The organism is Halomonas citrativorans (assembly GCF_900163645.1).
GTDB classification, from domain to species: domain Bacteria; phylum Pseudomonadota; class Gammaproteobacteria; order Pseudomonadales; family Halomonadaceae; genus Vreelandella; species Vreelandella citrativorans.
In genome coordinates, this window is the sequence record NZ_FUKM01000003.1 from 69,286 (window position 1) to 85,828 (window position 16,543).

15 protein-coding genes are annotated in these 16,543 nt (G+C 52.1%); 3 read left to right on the forward strand and 12 right to left on the reverse strand.

What is annotated here, in order from left to right; genetic code table 11:
• Nucleotides 1–22: 22 nt before the first annotated feature.
• Together CZ787_RS00810 and metH are read right to left on the reverse strand one after the other, a co-directional pair.
• Entirely contained in the window at nucleotides 23–1,360 is a 1,338-nt protein-coding gene (locus CZ787_RS00810) for an MATE family efflux transporter (protein ID WP_254908509.1), read from the reverse strand.
• Between the two features lies 1 nt (nucleotide 1,361).
• Nucleotides 1,362–5,057 (reverse strand): methionine synthase, encoded by a 3,696-nt coding sequence (metH, locus tag CZ787_RS00815; protein WP_087105430.1) that lies wholly within the window; start codon nucleotides 5,055–5,057, stop codon nucleotides 1,362–1,364.
• A 294-nt stretch (nucleotides 5,058–5,351) separates the two neighbouring features.
• Between metH and nfuA the strand changes: the two genes are divergently transcribed.
• The gene (nfuA, locus tag CZ787_RS00820) at nucleotides 5,352–5,957 is read left to right on the forward strand and encodes a Fe-S biogenesis protein NfuA (RefSeq protein ID WP_087105431.1); all 606 of its coding nucleotides are present in this window, start codon (nucleotides 5,352–5,354) and stop codon (nucleotides 5,955–5,957) included.
• 104 nt (nucleotides 5,958–6,061) lie between these two features.
• Here nfuA and msrQ read toward each other — a convergent pair whose 3' ends face one another.
• From msrQ to CZ787_RS00835, 3 genes are all read right to left on the reverse strand, one after another.
• Nucleotides 6,062–6,682 carry a protein-methionine-sulfoxide reductase heme-binding subunit MsrQ gene (msrQ, locus tag CZ787_RS00825; RefSeq protein ID WP_087105432.1) on the reverse strand — a complete coding sequence of 207 codons (621 nt, stop codon included), beginning with the start codon at nucleotides 6,680–6,682 and terminating at the stop codon, nucleotides 6,062–6,064.
• Nucleotides 6,682–7,707: a protein-methionine-sulfoxide reductase catalytic subunit MsrP gene (msrP, locus tag CZ787_RS00830; RefSeq protein ID WP_087105433.1), complete on the reverse strand. Its 1,026-nt coding sequence runs from the start codon at nucleotides 7,705–7,707 to the stop codon at nucleotides 6,682–6,684. Before msrP ends, msrQ begins: the two co-directional genes overlap by 1 nt.
• A gap of 128 nt (nucleotides 7,708–7,835) precedes the next feature.
• Nucleotides 7,836–8,867, reverse strand: coding sequence for a DNA-binding protein (locus CZ787_RS00835; RefSeq protein WP_087105434.1), 1,032 nt, complete (start codon nucleotides 8,865–8,867; stop codon nucleotides 7,836–7,838).
• A gap of 285 nt (nucleotides 8,868–9,152) precedes the next feature.
• Between CZ787_RS00835 and CZ787_RS00840 the strand changes: the two genes are divergently transcribed.
• Complete coding sequence (locus CZ787_RS00840; protein ID WP_254908529.1) at nucleotides 9,153–10,253, forward strand: tyrosine-type recombinase/integrase; 1,101 nt, start codon at nucleotides 9,153–9,155, stop codon at nucleotides 10,251–10,253.
• 92 nt (nucleotides 10,254–10,345) lie between these two features.
• Nucleotides 10,346–10,762, forward strand: a complete 417-nt coding sequence (locus CZ787_RS00845; protein WP_087105436.1) for a SufE family protein — start codon at nucleotides 10,346–10,348, stop codon at nucleotides 10,760–10,762.
• Between the two features lie 7 nt (nucleotides 10,763–10,769).
• On the opposite strand, the gene yidD is transcribed toward CZ787_RS00845, so the two are convergent.
• The 7 genes from yidD to CZ787_RS00880 form a co-directional block, all read right to left on the reverse strand.
• Nucleotides 10,770–11,045 (reverse strand): membrane protein insertion efficiency factor YidD, encoded by a 276-nt coding sequence (yidD, locus tag CZ787_RS00850; RefSeq protein WP_412767826.1) that lies wholly within the window; start codon nucleotides 11,043–11,045, stop codon nucleotides 10,770–10,772.
• A gap of 56 nt (nucleotides 11,046–11,101) precedes the next feature.
• Complete coding sequence (gene hisI, locus CZ787_RS00855) at nucleotides 11,102–11,569, reverse strand: phosphoribosyl-AMP cyclohydrolase (RefSeq protein WP_087105438.1); 468 nt, start codon at nucleotides 11,567–11,569, stop codon at nucleotides 11,102–11,104.
• A gap of 5 nt (nucleotides 11,570–11,574) precedes the next feature.
• Nucleotides 11,575–12,021: a Fur family transcriptional regulator gene (locus tag CZ787_RS00860; RefSeq protein WP_087105439.1), complete on the reverse strand. Its 447-nt coding sequence runs from the start codon at nucleotides 12,019–12,021 to the stop codon at nucleotides 11,575–11,577.
• 31 nt (nucleotides 12,022–12,052) lie between these two features.
• Entirely contained in the window at nucleotides 12,053–13,051 is a 999-nt protein-coding gene (locus CZ787_RS00865; protein ID WP_087105440.1) for an alpha-L-glutamate ligase-like protein, read from the reverse strand.
• On the reverse strand, nucleotides 13,048–14,571 hold the full coding sequence (locus tag CZ787_RS00870; RefSeq protein WP_087105441.1) for an inactive transglutaminase family protein: 1,524 nt from the start codon (nucleotides 14,569–14,571) through the stop codon (nucleotides 13,048–13,050). The genes CZ787_RS00865 and CZ787_RS00870 overlap by 4 nt, the downstream gene beginning before the upstream one ends.
• Before the next feature lie 36 nt (nucleotides 14,572–14,607).
• Nucleotides 14,608–15,444 carry an ATP-dependent zinc protease gene (locus CZ787_RS00875; RefSeq protein WP_087105442.1) on the reverse strand — a complete coding sequence of 279 codons (837 nt, stop codon included), beginning with the start codon at nucleotides 15,442–15,444 and terminating at the stop codon, nucleotides 14,608–14,610.
• A gap of 335 nt (nucleotides 15,445–15,779) precedes the next feature.
• Entirely contained in the window at nucleotides 15,780–16,481 is a 702-nt protein-coding gene (locus CZ787_RS00880; protein WP_087105443.1) for a TetR/AcrR family transcriptional regulator, read from the reverse strand.
• Nucleotides 16,482–16,543: the final 62 nt, after the last annotated feature.

Here is a 16,543-nt window from a genome sequence, read left to right on the forward strand (position 1 = left end):
ATATATAATTATCTTTTTATCGCTAAACGATATTTAAAACATTGGGAGCTAGCCAGCGCTTACGCTGCCAAATCCACAAAAAACCCGCTGAATTCGCTAGTCGATAAAAAAGCTGTACCAGCCAAACTCCAAGCAGGCCTTGTTGTAAACCAACGCCAACCCACCAGGCAAGGGGCAGAAACAAAAGCCACTGCATGCTTAAGGTCAGCAGCATCACCGTACGCTGCGCGCCAGCGCCCATCAATGCTTGAGCCAGCACCAAGGCCGCTGCATCCAGCACAATCATCGCGCCGGTAATTTGTAGCGGCAGAGTACCCAACGTAATAAGCTCATGGCTGGAAAAGAAGATGCTGAGCAACTGCGCTGGAAATGCCAGCATCGGTAGTGCCAAAAGCGTGAGTAGCAAGCCCGCAACGCGAAGTGCATCCAGTCCCCATCGATGGGCGGCACGCTGATCATCTTGCCCCAGCGCTTCGCCGACCAGGCTCATGGCCGCAACGCCGACGCCCACGCCAGGCAGTATTAACAGTAGTGATAGATTAACCAGTACATGGCCAACCGCAACGCTTGCTGTGCCCAACCGACTTAATAGCCAGAAAAGCACGACGTAGCCCGCTGCAAAACACACCTGCTGTAGCGAATGCGGCAGGGCAAGCGCCAGCGTCATACGCAATGTATCAAGGGTAGGCAAACTGAACATAAAGCCGTTTTTTTCTCGCTGGCTTACGGTCACCCAAAGCCAGATAAAAAGCCCTAAAATCATCGAAAGGGTGGTGCCTACGCCTGCACCACTTGCCCCCATGCGGGGCAGCCCAAATAGACCATAGATCAGACCGCTACTGGCCGCTACGTTAAACAGCTGAACAACAATGATGATACGCAGATAAAGATGCGTTTGTTGGCGGCCATTCCAATAACCGCGAAAACACAGTGTTAACGCAATGGCTGTCAGGGCGATAACCCGCCAGCGAAAGTAATCAACCGCAAAGTGATGCACCTCTGGCACCTGCGTTATCAAATATAGCAGGGCAGGCGCTTGCCACCAGGCCAGCAGCGATAGCGGCAGCCCAACTACCAGGCCAACCGCAACTCCTGCCTGTAAAGGCTGAGCCGAATACTCACGGCCCGCTCCAAGGCGCTGGGACGTTTGCGATTGAACGCTTGAGGAGAGGCCAAAGACCAGCGCAGTTACCATAAACATGGCATAACCGCCCACGCCGACACCCGCCAGTGCGACCTGACCGAGATGCCCTACCAGGGCGGCATCAATAATGTTGAGCATGCTTTGAGAAAGCATGCCCAACATAACAGGAAACGCCAAGCGCATTACCTTGCCGTGACGATGTGCAGCTACTGCCATATCAGTTGGGGTCGTAGGAGAGGACTGGCGACAACCAGCGCTCCATCTCCTCAATTGTCATTTGCTTACGCTCAGCGATTGCTTCCACTTGGTCACGGGTGATCTTGCCCGTCGAGAAGTACTTTGACTGCGGATGAGCAAAATACCAGCCCGCAACGGCAGCGGCTGGCCACATGGCGTAGCTTTCCGTCAGCGCAAGGCCGGTATTTTCTGTGGCGTTTAGCAGCTTGAACAAGGTGCCTTTCTCAGTGTGGTCCGGGCAGGCAGGATAGCCGGGGGCGGGGCGAATGCCCTGATATTTTTCTGCAATCAGCGCGTCGTTATCCAGTGTTTCTTCAGGTACGTATCCCCAGAACTCTTTACGTACCCGCTCATGAATGCGCTCTGCAAAAGCTTCCGCCAAACGGTCGGTAAGTGCCTGAACCAAAATGGCGTTGTAGTCATCGCCTGCGGCTTCATAGGCCTTGGTAAGCTCGTCCACGCCATGCCCTGTGGTTACCGCAAACCCGCCGATCCAATCGGCCTTGCCGCTCTCTTTAGGCGCAATAAAGTCCGCCAGGCTGTAGCAGATACCGTCTCGCCCCTTAGTGGTTTGCTGACGAATATGGTGAAGGCGCTCGATGACCTCGCTGCGCGATTCATCGGCATACACTTCAACGACGTCATCATCCACGCTGTTGGCCGGCCACAGGCCGATAACGCCCCGAGCCTGAACGCGCTTTTCATCGACAAGCTTGCGTAGCATGTCTTGCGCGTCGGCAAACAGATTGCGCGCCGCTTCGCCAACGACTTCATCGTTAAGAATTTTTGGGTACTTACCCGCTAACTGCCAGCTCATGAAGAAGGGGGTCCAATCGATACGCTCGATCAGTTCTTCAAGGTCATAGTTATCGAACGTCTTGAGGCCCAGGAACTTGGGTTCAACTGGCGTCTGGGTGTTCCAGTCGGTGCGGAAACGACGTTTGCGCGCCTGAGTGTAATCCAGGTCCGCCGCTTTAGGACGGCGCTTGGCGTTACGCTCACGTACCTTGACATACTCTTCACGAATTTCCGCGACATACGCTGTTTTGAGGTTCGGGGCGAGTAGTCGGCCAACCACACCTACCGCGCGTGAAGCGTCGGTCACGTAAATGACCGGATGCTCATACTGTGGCTCAATTTTAACCGCGGTATGCGCTTTTGACGTCGTTGCGCCACCGATCAGCAAGGGCAGGTTCATACCCCGGCGTTGCATCTCTTTGGCTACGTGCACCATTTCATCAAGCGACGGCGTAATCAGCCCTGACAGGCCAATAATATCGGCGTTGTGATCAATAGCGGCTTGAAGGATTTTTTCAGCGGGCACCATCACGCCAAGATCAATAACTTCGTAGTTATTACACTGTAGCACCACGCCGACGATATTTTTGCCAATATCGTGAACGTCGCCTTTAACCGTGGCCATGACAATTTTGCCCTTGGCCTGAGTGCCTTCGCTTTTTCCCGCTTCGATATACGGAATCAAATAGGCAACCGCCTGCTTCATGACCCGTGCGGACTTCACTACTTGGGGCAGGAACATTTTACCGGCACCAAACAGGTCGCCGACCACGTTCATGCCATCCATTAGCGGCCCTTCAATGACCTCGATAGGGCGCTCGGCCTGAACGCGGGCTTCTTCGGTGTCGCCTTCGATATAGGCCGTGATGCCTTTAACAAGCGCATATTCAATGCGCTTGTTAACCGGCCAGCCGCGCCACTCAAGGTCCTCTTTCTTGGCCGGGCCGCTACCGTCATCCTTGTACTTGTCTGCAAGGTCCAGCAAGCGCTCGGTACCGTCGCTGCGCTTATTCAGCACAACGTCTTCCACGGCATCGCGAAGCTCGGCGGGTAAGTCGTCGTATACCGCAAGCTGCCCAGCGTTAACGATGCCCATGCTCAAACCTGCACGGATGGCGTGATACAGGAACACGGAGTGGATCGCTTCACGTACCGGGTTATTGCCCCTGAACGAGAAGGAGACGTTGGAAACGCCGCCTGAAATCATGGCATGCGGCAGGTTTTCACGAATCCACTGAGACGCCTCGATAAAGTCGACGGCGTAGTTGTTGTGCTCTTCTATGCCAGTGGCAATGGCGAAGATGTTGGGGTCGAAAATGATATCTTCGGCCGGAAAGCCGATGTCATCGACCAGCAGGCGATAGGCACGCTCACAGATTTCCGTCTTGCGTGCGAACGTATCGGCCTGACCATCCTCGTCGAAGGCCATAACCACGATAGCCGCGCCAAAACGACGGCATTTGGTGGCCTGCTCGCGAAACGCCGCTTCGCCTTCTTTTAAAGAGATTGAGTTAACAATGGCCTTGCCTTGAACGCATTTTAGGCCTGCTTCGATAATGTCCCATTTGGACGAATCGATCATGATCGGTACGCGGGCAATATCCGGCTCGCCAGCAATCAGATTCAGAAAGCGCACCATCGCTTCCTGAGACTCCAGCATGCCCTCATCCATATTGATATCGATGACTTGCGCGCCGTTTTCAACCTGCTCAAGTGCTACTTCCAGGGCAGTGGTGAAATCTTCTTCGACAATAAGCCGTTTAAAACGCGCTGAGCCGGTGACGTTGGTACGCTCACCCACGTTGACGAATAGCGAGTCAGCATCAATGTTGAAAGGCTCAAGCCCGGACAAGCGGCAAGCGGAGCTACGCTCAGGAATTTGACGCGGTGCCATGGGGCGCACTGCATCTGCAATTGCACGAATATGCTCAGGGGTCGAGCCGCAGCAGCCACCAATGATATTGACCAGGCCGCTCTCGGCAAACTCGCTAACGATCGCCGCCATCTCTTCCGGCGTTTGGTCATACTCACCAAACTCGTTAGGCAGGCCGGCGTTAGGGTGTGCAGAAACAAACGTATCGGCTTTGGTGGACAGCTCTTCAAGGTAAGGGCGTAGCTCTTCAGCCCCTAGTGCACAGTTAAGGCCTACTGACAGTGGCTGGGCATGGCGAACCGAGTTCCAGAATGCTTCAGTGGTTTGCCCGGAAAGTGTCCGGCCCGAGGCATCGGTGATCGTGCCTGAAATCATGACCGGCAGCCGCTTGCCCAGATCTTCAAACAGCACTTCAAGCGCGTAGATCGCCGCTTTGGCGTTGAGTGTATCGAAGATGGTTTCGATCATGATCAGGTCAGCACCGCCCTCAATCAGCGCCTGAGCAGCTTCGTAATAGTTTTCACGCAGCTCATCGAAGGTCACGTTGCGCTTGGACGGGTCGTTCACATCCGGCGACAGTGAGGCGGTGCGTGAAGTAGGGCCCAAGACGCCCGCGACATAGCGCGGCACGCCGGTTTCTGCCGCGACCGCATCGCACACTTCCCGGGCCAGGCGCGCAGATTCACGATTAAGTTCGACAACAATCTCTTCCATGCCGTAGTCGGCTTGAGAAAGACGCGTGCTGTTAAAAGTATTGGTTTCAATAATGTCCGCGCCCGCTTCCAGGTAAGCGCGGTGAATACGCGAAACCACATCGGGGCAGGTAAGCGCCAGCAGGTCATTATTGCCTTTTAAATCCGACGGCCAATCGCTGAAGCGTTCACTGCGAAAGTCTTCCTCGCTCAGCTGGGCATTTTGCAGCATGGTCCCCATACCGCCATCCAGAATAAGAATGCGTTGGGCAAGGCGTTGGGTGAGCGAGGCGTTCAAATCACTAGCGGCCATAACAGGGAAAATTCTCCAGCGTCTTAATCGAAAATGTTTTATTAAAATACGTTTTCGAAAAGGGGGATGAGCGACGTTTTACAACATATCAATAACCAAACGGGCAATATGATACCAAAGGCCGCCAAGCAGGGCAGCTATACAATACAGCTGTTAAAGATTCATTAGCCCGTTAGCCATTTAAATAGCCTACTAAAACAGTCGGGATTGTGTCGACGCGCCGTTTTGCTTACCATAGCGTGAAAATGACATGTGAAGTGGTATTGCCACCGTTCACGGGAGGGAAATAGCCTCATGACCACGATTATCGAAGCACCCGGTATCGACATTACCGACAGCGCCCAAGAGTACCTTGCGGAATTGCTTGAAAAGCAAAACGTTGAGGGTATCTCCGTGCGTATCTTTATTACCCAGCCTGGTACGCCTTATGCAGAAACCTGCCTGGCATACTGCCGTCCCGGTGAAGAAGAACCCACCGATGTTAAGCTAGAGCTTGAAAAAATCAACGTGTTTCTTGATAAAAACAGCTTGGCGTTTTTAGAAGAAGCCGTTGTTGATTTTAACGCCGACCGAATGGGTGGGCAGCTGACCATCAAGGCACCTAATGCCAAGATGCCCAAGGTGAATGCCGACAGCCCCTTGGAAGACCGTATCAACTATGTACTGTACAGCGAAATCAACCCAGGCCTTGCTTCTCACGGCGGCGAGATCAAGTTGGTTGAGTTAACGGAACAGAAAATGGCCGTTCTCGCCTTTGGCGGCGGCTGCCAAGGTTGCGCAGCGGTAGACTTAACCCTCAAAGATGGCGTTGAGAAAACTCTTCTGGAGCGTATTCCAGAGCTTGCCGGTATTCGTGATGTCACCGACCACACCGATACCACCAACGCTTATTACCGCTAGGTGACGCGCCATAACCTCAAAACCCAGCCTTCCGGCTGGGTTTTTTGTTTTATTCAGCAGTACTTCAGCCAACGGAAAGGCCACCCAAACGGTGGCCTTTTTAGTTACACGGAGTGTTTTAGTCGTTGGCGTACCTTAGGCAATATGCGCGATATAGCCGGAATCCGCAGACACATTAACAACGCACCCGCCATCGCGTATAAAAACCACTCCTGCATATCCGCGCGGACTATCCATAAGAAATGCAGCAGCACCAGCGCTAAAATAATGTAGATGAGCTTATGGAGTGTTTTCCAGCGCTTGCCCAATTTTCGCATAGCCCAACGATTAGACGTGGCGCCAAGAGCGGCTAAACCTGATAAAGCCAGCATGCCCACAATAATATACGGTCGTTTAACGATCTCACTGCCTAGCTGGGCCCAATTAAGCCCCAGAATAAACAACACGTAGCAAACGAAATGCAAAAATGCATAGGCAAGCGTCCACAGTCCCAACTGGCGACGAATGACGCTAAAGCCTTTCCAGCGTGTCAGCCGGGTAAGGGGCGTAAGGCTCAAGGTAAGCAACAATAGCCATAGCGCGCCTTGGCCAATATTTAACAGCAAATAGCGCCCGGGCTCTGGGCCCGCCATATTGGTGGCTACGTGCAAACTCCACCAGCCCAGGGGCACTAAGGCACCAATGAAAACACCTATGCGCCATAGCGTAATAAAATAAGTCGGCATCAGTAGTGGGTCCGAAGATCCATGCCTGCATATAAGCCAGCGACTTCATCGGCATAACCATTGAACATACGCGTGTCGATGATATTGGTATTGAAGAGGCTGTTCGGTAAACGGCGTTCGGTGGCCTGGCTCCAACGAGGATGATCGACTTCAGGGTTCACGTTGGCGTAAAAGCCATATTCATTGGCGGCGATTTGCTGCCAAGAATTGAGCGGCTCCTCTTCAACCAGTGAAATGCGCACAATCGATTTAATGCTTTTAAAGCCATACTTCCATGGCACCACTAGGCGAAGCGGTGCGCCGTTTTGATTAGGCAGCTCTCGTCCATACATGCCCATCGCTAGAAAGCTTAGCGGATGCATTGCCTCATCAAGGCGTAACCCTTCTACATAGGGCCAGTCGATTAGGGCAAAAGCGGAGCCTTGCCCAGGCATTTGCTCAGGATCTACTAGCGTTTCAAAGCGCACGTAATTGGCTTTTGACGTAGGCTCTGCGCGTTGAATAACATCGGCAAGCGAAATGCCTAGCCAAGGAATAACCATCGACCAGGCTTCCACACAACGTAGCCGGTAAATGCGTTCTTCAAACTGGGAAGGGTTGACGAGATCCTCAAGGGCGAAGCGCCCACCATTATTGACCTCACCATCAATCACTACGCTCCAAGGCTTAGTCACCAGCGAACCCGCTCTGCGTGAGGGGTCGCTTTTGCCGGTACCAAATTCAAAAAAATTGTTGTAGCTGCTGGCATCCGCATAAGGGGCCATTTTGTCCTGGCTCGGGTCGGCAGGCACAACTGCCCGCCACTCGGCCGCATCGCGTTTGGCCTTAAACCATTCAGGCGCATCGCCTTCGGGAGCATCGTTGTAGTCAGGTATTTGCTCACTGCCTGAGGCGTGGCCTGCTAATGCCAGCCCAGCTCCGAGGCCCACGAGCCCGCTCATAAAGCGTCGGCGTGATAAGTAAATCGACTCAGGAGTAATCTCTGATTCATGCAAGTCACTAGGTTTAGCAATTTTAATCAGCATGGTGATGCTCCTGCCGGTCAACAACCATCGGCTGGTTAGCGATAACAAACGCTATGGGTGCGTGTTTTATCCGTAATGGCTTACTTCATCCCTAATGACGTCGGCAGACTAGCTGGTGTCAGCGTCAGTCAGTCATTCTCATTGAGCTGCCTTTCTCTGACGTTTATCGAAGCAGGTAGTTCAGAAAGTTGCTGCTGTAACGCCGTCATTTGTTGACCCATTGTGGCCTGCCATTCGCGCTCACGTTTCATCTGCTCTCGCTGCTGTTTGCTATTTTCCTGAGCATCCGTCAATTGCTGAGTGAGCGATGTAATGCGCTCTTTCTGGGTGGCGATGTGCTGCTCCTGTTCTTTTGCCTGCTGGGCGTATTGGTTTGCCTGAGTCTGCTGCTTTAGTAGATCGCCGCGATTCTGCTTTAGCTCCTCCGTTAATGCCTCGATGCGTTGCTGTTTCTGCTGGAGCCGCTTTTGCGAGGCTTTTTCTTCCTGAGCACGCTCCTGGCGAGACTCGTCCAGCATTGCCATCAATCTTCCCTCGGCATTTTCATTGCGCAGCTCTTCTTGGGCCAAGCGTTTTTCCCATACGCTCTGCTGCTCTTTTAACGCAGTGGTATGTTGCTGGCCAAGGGCCACATTATGCTGCTGTAAGGCTTCATTCGCTTTTTTTAACTGCTGGTTTTCCTCATGCGCCTCTGTAGCAGCCTGCTGCCAATGCTGCTCTTTGGCTTGGCTTGCGGCCAGCTCACGGTTAAGTGCTTCAAGACGCTGCTCGGTATGGCGGAAGTGTTCCGCTAGGGCGCTTTCGCGCTGTTCGGCGTTCGCTGCTAACTGTTCAGCATTCTCAGCCAACTGCTGAGCTTCTTCGACTTGTCGATTCGCCTCTTCGCGGTAGTGCAGCAGCGCCTGATTGGCGACTTCTTGCGCTTCACGCCATAGCTCACTGGCGACATTAACAACCACCTCAGGGACGCCTTTTGGTGGAGGAACGTCGCGATTTTGTTCGCGCTCGGTGCGCCAATGGCGGAAGTGTTCGCTGATCGTCGTAAAACTGCCGGTACCCAACACTTCGCGGATTCTTTGCACGCTGGGCGTATCGCCACGGGTAAGAAGCGTATCGATTGCGTGCTGTACGTCACTGTACTGAATGCCACTGCGCGCCATGCTGTCTCTTCCTGATGTTTGCCTATTGAATCGCCCTATTTTCCGCGTAATGACTTATAAATACAATAATTACGTTATATGTATTACGTAATTATATTTATCATTAAGTGTATAAATTCAAGATTACTCTTATTATCTTGAATTTATACAGACTTGGCACCATACTTATCCCTTATCAAACAGCGGCATAGCGATACAGGCTAAAATAGAGCCAGGTAGCGTTATCGAGGTAGGTATCAGTATGTTTATGATCAAATGGATGTAATTGCCGGGCAGAAGGGCGACATGCAGGCGTCAAGCGCTGTAGTGGAGCAGCCGTTTCAGTCATCACGCATTAATGCGCATACAGACGCTCAGGCCGTTGCAGCATGGCTTGCCGAGTATCAGGGCAGCCCACAAACCTGGAAAAGCTACCGGCGTGAAACCGAGCGATTGTTGCTCTGGCTCGACCACCAGCACTTAACGCTGAAAGCGATGGACCGGGAAACGCTGCGCCAATTTGAGGCATTCCTGGCAGACCCGCAGCCCGCCCAGCATTGGGTTGGGCCTTCAAAACCTCGTTACCATCCGGGGTGGCGGCCATTTCGTGGGGCGTTAGCACCCGCCAGTCGCCGACAAAGTTTGATTATTTTGCAGGGTCTGTTTAGCTGGCTGGTAGAAGCAGGGTGGGTCAGCCATAACCCGTTTCGGTTGATGCGCGATAAATCTCGCCGCTTAAACAATCAGTCACCGCGTATTGAGCGCTATATGGAACGTGAGCTATGGGAGTGGTTTTGGTGTTGGCTTAATAAGCCAATGGGTGACGGGAAGGGAAGTCGTGCCGAGTATGAACAGGCCCGACGCCGATTTATCTTTGGCTTCGCCTACTTATTAGCACCGCGTATTAGCGAAATGGCGGGTGCCCGCATGGGCGATTTTTCCCAATCAGAAGGGCGCTGGTGGTGGTCCGTGGTGGGCAAAGGCAGCAAGCTTGCTCGCGTCCCTGTGCCTGATGATATGCAGGCATGTTTGGCTGATTGGCGACAAGCGCTAGGGCTTGATGGATTGCCCATGCATTTTGACGAGACGCCTGCTATCCGAGCGCTGGATGGAAAGCGTGGTATTGGTGATAATCAGCTTTACCGGCTGATCCGTGAAACCTTTACAGAAGCGGCCGACGTGCTTGAAAGTGAAGAGGGGGCACCCGCCTATGTGGCTGCGCTGCGCAAGGCAACACCGCACTGGCTGCGGCACACCTCGATTACCCACCAGGCTCAGGCGGGCATTAGCTTGCGACACTTGGCAGAAAGTGCCCGCCATGCACGGTTGGACACCACGTCGCGCTACCTGCACACCGAAGATAACGAGTGGCACAGTGAACAACAGCGTCACCGGCTTACGCCATAAGGCACTTCAGGCTGATAAAGCTATCCACGCAAGCCACCTTGAACCCGTATAATGGTATGACGCTTTTAAATCGAATGTGAAAAGGAACGAGTATGAGCACTTCCGGCGCCGAGCAGGCCCAGCAAGAGCTAATCGAAGAGTTTGAAATGTTTGATAACTGGATGGACCGATATCAATACATTATCGATATGGGCAAGCAGCTTCCTGATTTTCCAGAGGCGTGTAAAACTGCGGAGTATAAAATTCAGGGCTGCCAATCCAATGTGTGGATGCGCCATGAACAGCAGGGCGAGACGCTGATTTTTAGTGCTACCTCTGATGCGGCAATTGTTTCTGGGTTGATTGCGGTTCTATTACGCATCTATAGCGAGCGCACAGCGGCTGAAATCCGCACTACCGAACCGCACTTTTTAGCGGATCTTGGGCTGGATAAACATCTTTCCCCCACGCGCAGCAATGGCCTCCACGCCATGCTTGAGCGTATTTACCAAGTGGCGCAGCAAGCCTAATCAGGCATTATCGTTGATGTTGATGACAGCATGAAGGAGAGGGCGGCGACTCGTCGTCCTCTTTACAAAGTTGCTCACTACGCCCACCGGGTACAGGATCCATTCCGCCAGGGTTTCCAGGATGGCATTTTAGGATTCGCTTGATAGCCATCCAGCCTCCTTTGACAGGGCCGTGCACCTGAAGGGCCTCAATGGTGTAGGAGGAGCAGCTTGGCCAAAATCGGCAGCGAGGCCCGAGCAGGGGACTAATAAGGTATTGGTAGGCACGTATTGCGCCAACCATCAATAAAACCGCCAGTTTGCGTAGAACGTGTAATGTGCAATGCACCCAGCGCATGACTAGCGGTTACCGTAAAGCTCATCAGGGTGAATAAGCGGTTCACTATTGATGGTGGCATCGGCGCTGGTTAGCGACAGATAAAAGCAGCTTCGGCGACCGGTATGGCAAGCAGGACCTGTCTGGTCTACCTGTAGCAGCAATGTATCGCCATCGCAATCCAGAGCCGCCGACTTAAGATGCTGCTGCTGCCCGGATGACTCTCCTTTGCGCCAGAGCTTTTTGCGTGAACGCGAATAGTAGCAAACGCGATGCGTGCTCAGCGTTTCCTCCAGCGCTTCACGAGTCATCCAGGCCATCATTAACACTTCTTTGGTGTCATACTGTTGAGCGATAGCAGGCAATAAACCTTCCGCGTTAAATCTAACAGCATCCAATAATGTCGTGGTGGCGGGTAATGTATCTTGTGGCGTTGCCGCCTCAAGTGCCTTAAATAACGTATCAGCCGGTAGTTGATCAAAACGAGACATAACTATTATTCACTCTTGGCTCGACAGTTTTGGCAAAGGCCTTGCAACTCAATCGTCTGTCGTTCAACACTAAATCCTTGCCGGCTGGCAAAGGCTGATAACTGATCGCTGACTTCATCCAAATGCAGTTCTTCGACGTAACCACAGTGACGGCAAATCAGCAGTTGGAACCCATGAATATGTTCAGGGCAGGCGCATGCCACATAGGCGTTTAGCGACTCGATACGATGCACTAATCCTTGGTCAATCAAGAATTCCAGCGCTCGATAAACCGTAGGAGGGCGGGCAGCCGCATGCTCTGTTGAAAGCTTATCCAACAGGTCATAGGCTTTTAAACCGCCGCCATTATGAGCAATCAACTCAAGCACACGGCGTCGAATGGGGGTAAATCGAACGCCGCGGCTGTGACACTGTGATTCCGCTTGTTGAAGTAGCGTATTCGCTTCAGTCATTGGTGCACTCATTAAACGTCATCAGCTTAGTCTACGCGCTTGCGATAGTTGTGTCAGGGCTTTCTGTTAGCTCACTCTTGCGAGCAAAGTGGTGCTGAGCAAAGGCTACACGCTCGGCAACTGGCACCCCTTCTTGCTGACGCTCGATGAGATCAAGCCGGCGACGCAAACCCTCTCCGTTGGTCATTTGAATCGCAAGGCCCGGCCGTGCATTCAGCTCAAGCAACATGGGCCCATGTTGCCTGTCCAGCACCATATCGGTTCCCAAATAGCCTAATCCGGTCATTTCATAGCAACCCGCCGCCAAGTTTAGCAGGGTATCCCACTGAGGGACCACCAGGCTTGCCAGATCATGCCCGGTATCCGGGTGGTTAAAGCAAGGGCGGTCAAATTGCACGCCGCGAAGGGCTTCTCCGGTGGCAATATTCAAACCAACGCCGACCGCTCCCTGGTGCAGGTTGGCTTTGCCATCGGAGGCCGCCGTTGATAAGCGCATCATCGCCATGACTGGGTAACCCTTAAAAACGATGACCCGAATATCCGGCACGCCTTCGTAGGTATACGCCATCAGACTTTCTTCAAAATTAATCAGCGTTTCAATGATGGCTACATCCGGAGAGCCGCCCAAAGAGTAAAGCCCTGAAAGAATATTAGAGACATGACGCTCTACAGCCTCAAGCGTTAAATGTGCTCCGCTGGGTTTAACAAACTGATTATCAACTACCTTTTCGATAACCAGAATACCCTTACCGCCACTGCCTTTGGCAGGTTTGATAACAAAACCATTATGACCTGTCAGCATATTGCCAATATGCTGAACGCCAAACTGCGTGGTTACCGTACCAATAAGCTCTGGCGTGGTAATGCCATACTCTTGCGCCAAAAGTTTAGTCTTGAGCTTATCATCCACCAGCGGGTAAAGACGCCGTGAATTGTAGCGGCCGATATAGCGGATATTACGCCGATTCATACCGATAATGCCTTTGTCGCGTAGGCAGCTTGGCCATGTCCAGTTGTTAAGCCAACTCATGACGGCTTCTCGTCATCAGTAATCGGCTTGAAGCGGCGTAACTCAAGCAAACGGTAGCCGGTGTAGTTGCCCAAAATCAAAATGAGCGCCATCAAAATCAGCTGAACACCCAGGAAGTTGAAGGTAATGTGGCGCACCCAGGGGTTGTTCATGGCAAGATATGCGAGCACGGCTGTCAACAAGCTGCCGCCCCCCTGAATAATGACCTGTTTTGGACCTTCTTCTTCCCAGAGGATCGACATCCGCTCAATCGTCCAGGCCAGTATAATCATGGGGAAGAAGGTGACAGTGAGCCCCGCGCTTAGACCCATGCGGTAAGCCAATACGGTAAAGATCGAGATAATCGCGATGACTGTTATGATGACCGCTGACACTCTCGCCACCAACAATAAGTTCAAATAAGACAGATAGTTACGAATAACCAAGCCAACAGCCACGATCAACAGGAAGCCAATCAAGCCCGTCAGCAGGGTGGTTTGAATAAAGGCGAGGGCGATCAGAACAGGCATAAACGTGCCTGATGTTTTCACCCCAACCAATACACGCAAAAACACAACGACCAAAGCGCCAATGGGAATCAGCAGGATCGTTTGGAAAAGTGCTTGTTCTTCAAGCGGTAAGCTATGGATTGAGAAGTTCAGCAGCGTATCATCAGAAAAGTGGTTGCGCACAGCTGCAGACGCTGGCTGATGGTGCGTTAGCATAGAGAAGCTAACCCGCGAGTTTGTACCACCTTCCACTTCAAGCACCGCCCGGCCACCGGTTTCCCAGAGCAGCAGGTTTTCGGGTTGGCCTTCCTCGCCAGTTACGGGGTCGAATATATTCCAGCTTTCTGCAGGCTCATCAAATACCTGAATCCAACTGCTTAATAATTGACGCCGACGCCCATCTTCCAGCAGCAGTCCGCTTACTTCTCGTGCTTGTACACCCGCTTGATTTAGCAAGCGCACGATGAGAGCTGACGGCGCTTCCTGGGTGAGCAGTAAACGGGCATTTTCACCCTGACGCTCGCCATTTACATCAAGAATTAGCTCACGCGCAAAGGTCGCATTATTCGCACTTCTAGCCCACGCTCTATCAATCAGTTGGGTAGCTGCTGAGTCATAAGGACTTTCCCAAGGCGTGCTTGACGCCAGCGTTGGCGGTGCTTGTACCGGCGGGCGGGAATCAGGTGATACCAGCATTTGTACCGAATAATAGAGCTGCTGACTGCCAGCAGCATTCCGAATGGTCCACTGGGCTTGGCGCCCGAAATCATCCGCCTGATAGGCCAAACCATAGCCAGAAGAAGCGGTATTTTCGGTCAGTACACGAAAGCCTGCCTGATGGGAGGGCAGCGCTAAATCCACTTTTACTGGGCCATTCTGGGCATTGAAATTGATAACAGCCTCAATTTCCCATACCTGACGCTGCTCGCTTGGTACCCAAGGAATTTCAAAATGAAGATGTCTATGCACACTGGTGGCAATACCTGCCACAAGAAGTAGACCTACAATGATATAAAACGGAAGGCGTGACATTAAAATTCCTTTCAGCGAAAAGCGGCAGGGGAGCTTTTACTCTTCGATATCGTCTTGGTCGACCGCTTCATCTTCAGCGGCTTGCTCGGCAGGGTCACCGCCGGGGAACTCTGGACGCTCATGCAAATAGGTTTGTGCCACATCCACAATAGCAATATCCATTAAGAAGCGGCGGCCTAGTAAGACGGGGAAATCGAGGTGGGTACGATCATTCAGCGTAAATTCGACGTTTTCACGAATAGGACCGAGCGTCATTAATAGAGAAACAACGGGGCGAGATTCTTCACCAGACGCTTGAACAATGCGGACACGTCGCTGAACAGGTGCCTCGATCCACTCGTTACGCAATGACTCCACGACACTATCATTCTCAGTCAGTGCTAGCTTGAAGCGCACCCAATCTTCGCCATCGCGCTCAAAGCGCGTAATGTCGGAGGCCGATAATGACGACGTCTCTGCACCGGAGTCCACGCGTGCTTTTAAATAGGTACCTACGCCCGGCAGGCCAACCCATTCGCTACGTCCCAGCATGGTTTTCATATCTAGCGTGGTATCCACATCACACTCTTCGCGGATAATGATGGGCTCGTCACCCCGAGCTTCAAGCTCCTTTATATCATCGCGTAAAAGGCGTAGTAGGCTACCCACTTCACGAACATCAGCGGTAAGCACCTGCTGCTGGCTAAGTTGTTGCGCCTGATGCTGAGCATTGGCACTGCATTGTTGCCCTAATGCATCCTGTAGCTCGAGCATTCGGGTATTGAATGCTACCTCGTTCAATAACGGTGGCTCATTAGAATCTGGTTGCTGAAGGGCGCAGCCAGAAAATAGAAGTGATAAACCAGCCATCAGCCACAAAACACCTGGGCGCATAACAAGAGACATCCTTGAAAATTAAAAAGGAATAATAAGGAGAAGCTAGACCGGTTGTCCAACGCCGTATTAACTTTTTAGAAGCTACCTAATCTACCATTTAACATAATATATATTATGCGAACACCAAGGTGCTTAATTTCCACATAGAACAATTAAGATGGACTACCTCCTCCTAACATACTGATTCTTGGGTACCAATCGTTTTAACGTGCACATTCTTACATAATCAGATGCCGATTGCTTCCTCCTGGACCGATTCCGACCGCGGAGATGATATTTATGCTGAAGACAAACCCAGATTCCCACTGGCCAACACGGAATGACCCAGCGCACTACCCAGCCAGCCATTCCCCCCGATAATGCCGAGCATTAATGTCGGTTTCATCTGTTATCTCCTGTTGAGCCGCCATCTCTTCGGGCGTAAACCGCGCTTGATGCCGCGCAGCAAACCGCTCAAGATCAGCATGGGTACACATCTGCCCAGTAAAAATATTGATGTACTGAGCCACTCGGCCGATGCGAGTATCCTGAGTCTCTTGGGTATGCATCGAGATATAGCCGATCTGAATCAAATACACCGTGCGTGCACGGGTATCAGCTTCCAGCACGTCATAGCCATAGCGAATAAACATGTCTTGCAGCGCTTGTAGCCGCAGGCTATCGGCTTGGCTAACGCGCTCAGCAACCACTTGATCTTGCAGGCTCCAACTTCTAATGGCGTACTCGAACTCAGAATCAAATACCGCTGAGTCAAACCAACAATCAAAGATATTGAGCGTGGCTTCCACGATGGAAGATGCATATTTCTCCGATTGCTCAATTACAGCCTGGGTGTTTTGACGCTCCCACCGCTCCAGCAGCGCGGCAAGCACCTCTTCGCGGTCTTTAAATAGCCAGTAAAAACTGGTTCGTGATGTTTTTAGCTTCTTTGCTAGCGGTACGATCTTGACGGCACTGACTCCCGAGGTAATCAGCAGCTCGTAAGCAGCATCAATCCAAGCAGTTTGGTTAATCGTGGTGCGTCCGTTTTTCACGTATTGCTCTCTTTGCCATGGCGATGCAGTCGATCATACAGGAAGCCTGTCACCTTTATGTA

Bases quoted from the DNA above. Each gene is read 5' to 3' on its own strand.
- CZ787_RS00810 (WP_254908509.1), bottom strand. From the start codon at position 1,360: ATGGCAGTAGCTGCACATCGTCACGGCAAGGTAATGCGCTTGGCGTTT.
- metH (WP_087105430.1), bottom strand. From the start codon at position 5,057: ATGGCCGCTAGTGATTTGAACGCCTCGCTCACCCAACGCCTTGCCCAA.
- nfuA (WP_087105431.1), top strand. From the start codon at position 5,352: ATGACCACGATTATCGAAGCACCCGGTATCGACATTACCGACAGCGCC.
- msrQ (WP_087105432.1), bottom strand. From the start codon at position 6,682: ATGCCGACTTATTTTATTACGCTATGGCGCATAGGTGTTTTCATTGGT.
- msrP (WP_087105433.1), bottom strand. From the start codon at position 7,707: ATGCTGATTAAAATTGCTAAACCTAGTGACTTGCATGAATCAGAGATT.
- CZ787_RS00835 (WP_087105434.1), bottom strand. From the start codon at position 8,867: ATGGCGCGCAGTGGCATTCAGTACAGTGACGTACAGCACGCAATCGAT.
- CZ787_RS00840 (WP_254908529.1), top strand. From the start codon at position 9,153: ATGCAGGCGTCAAGCGCTGTAGTGGAGCAGCCGTTTCAGTCATCACGC.
- CZ787_RS00845 (WP_087105436.1), top strand. From the start codon at position 10,346: ATGAGCACTTCCGGCGCCGAGCAGGCCCAGCAAGAGCTAATCGAAGAG.
- yidD (WP_412767826.1), bottom strand. From the start codon at position 11,045: ATGGTTGGCGCAATACGTGCCTACCAATACCTTATTAGTCCCCTGCTC.
- hisI (WP_087105438.1), bottom strand. From the start codon at position 11,569: ATGTCTCGTTTTGATCAACTACCGGCTGATACGTTATTTAAGGCACTT.
- CZ787_RS00860 (WP_087105439.1), bottom strand. From the start codon at position 12,021: ATGACTGAAGCGAATACGCTACTTCAACAAGCGGAATCACAGTGTCAC.
- CZ787_RS00865 (WP_087105440.1), bottom strand. From the start codon at position 13,051: ATGAGTTGGCTTAACAACTGGACATGGCCAAGCTGCCTACGCGACAAA.
- CZ787_RS00870 (WP_087105441.1), bottom strand. From the start codon at position 14,571: ATGTCACGCCTTCCGTTTTATATCATTGTAGGTCTACTTCTTGTGGCA.
- CZ787_RS00875 (WP_087105442.1), bottom strand. From the start codon at position 15,444: ATGCGCCCAGGTGTTTTGTGGCTGATGGCTGGTTTATCACTTCTATTT.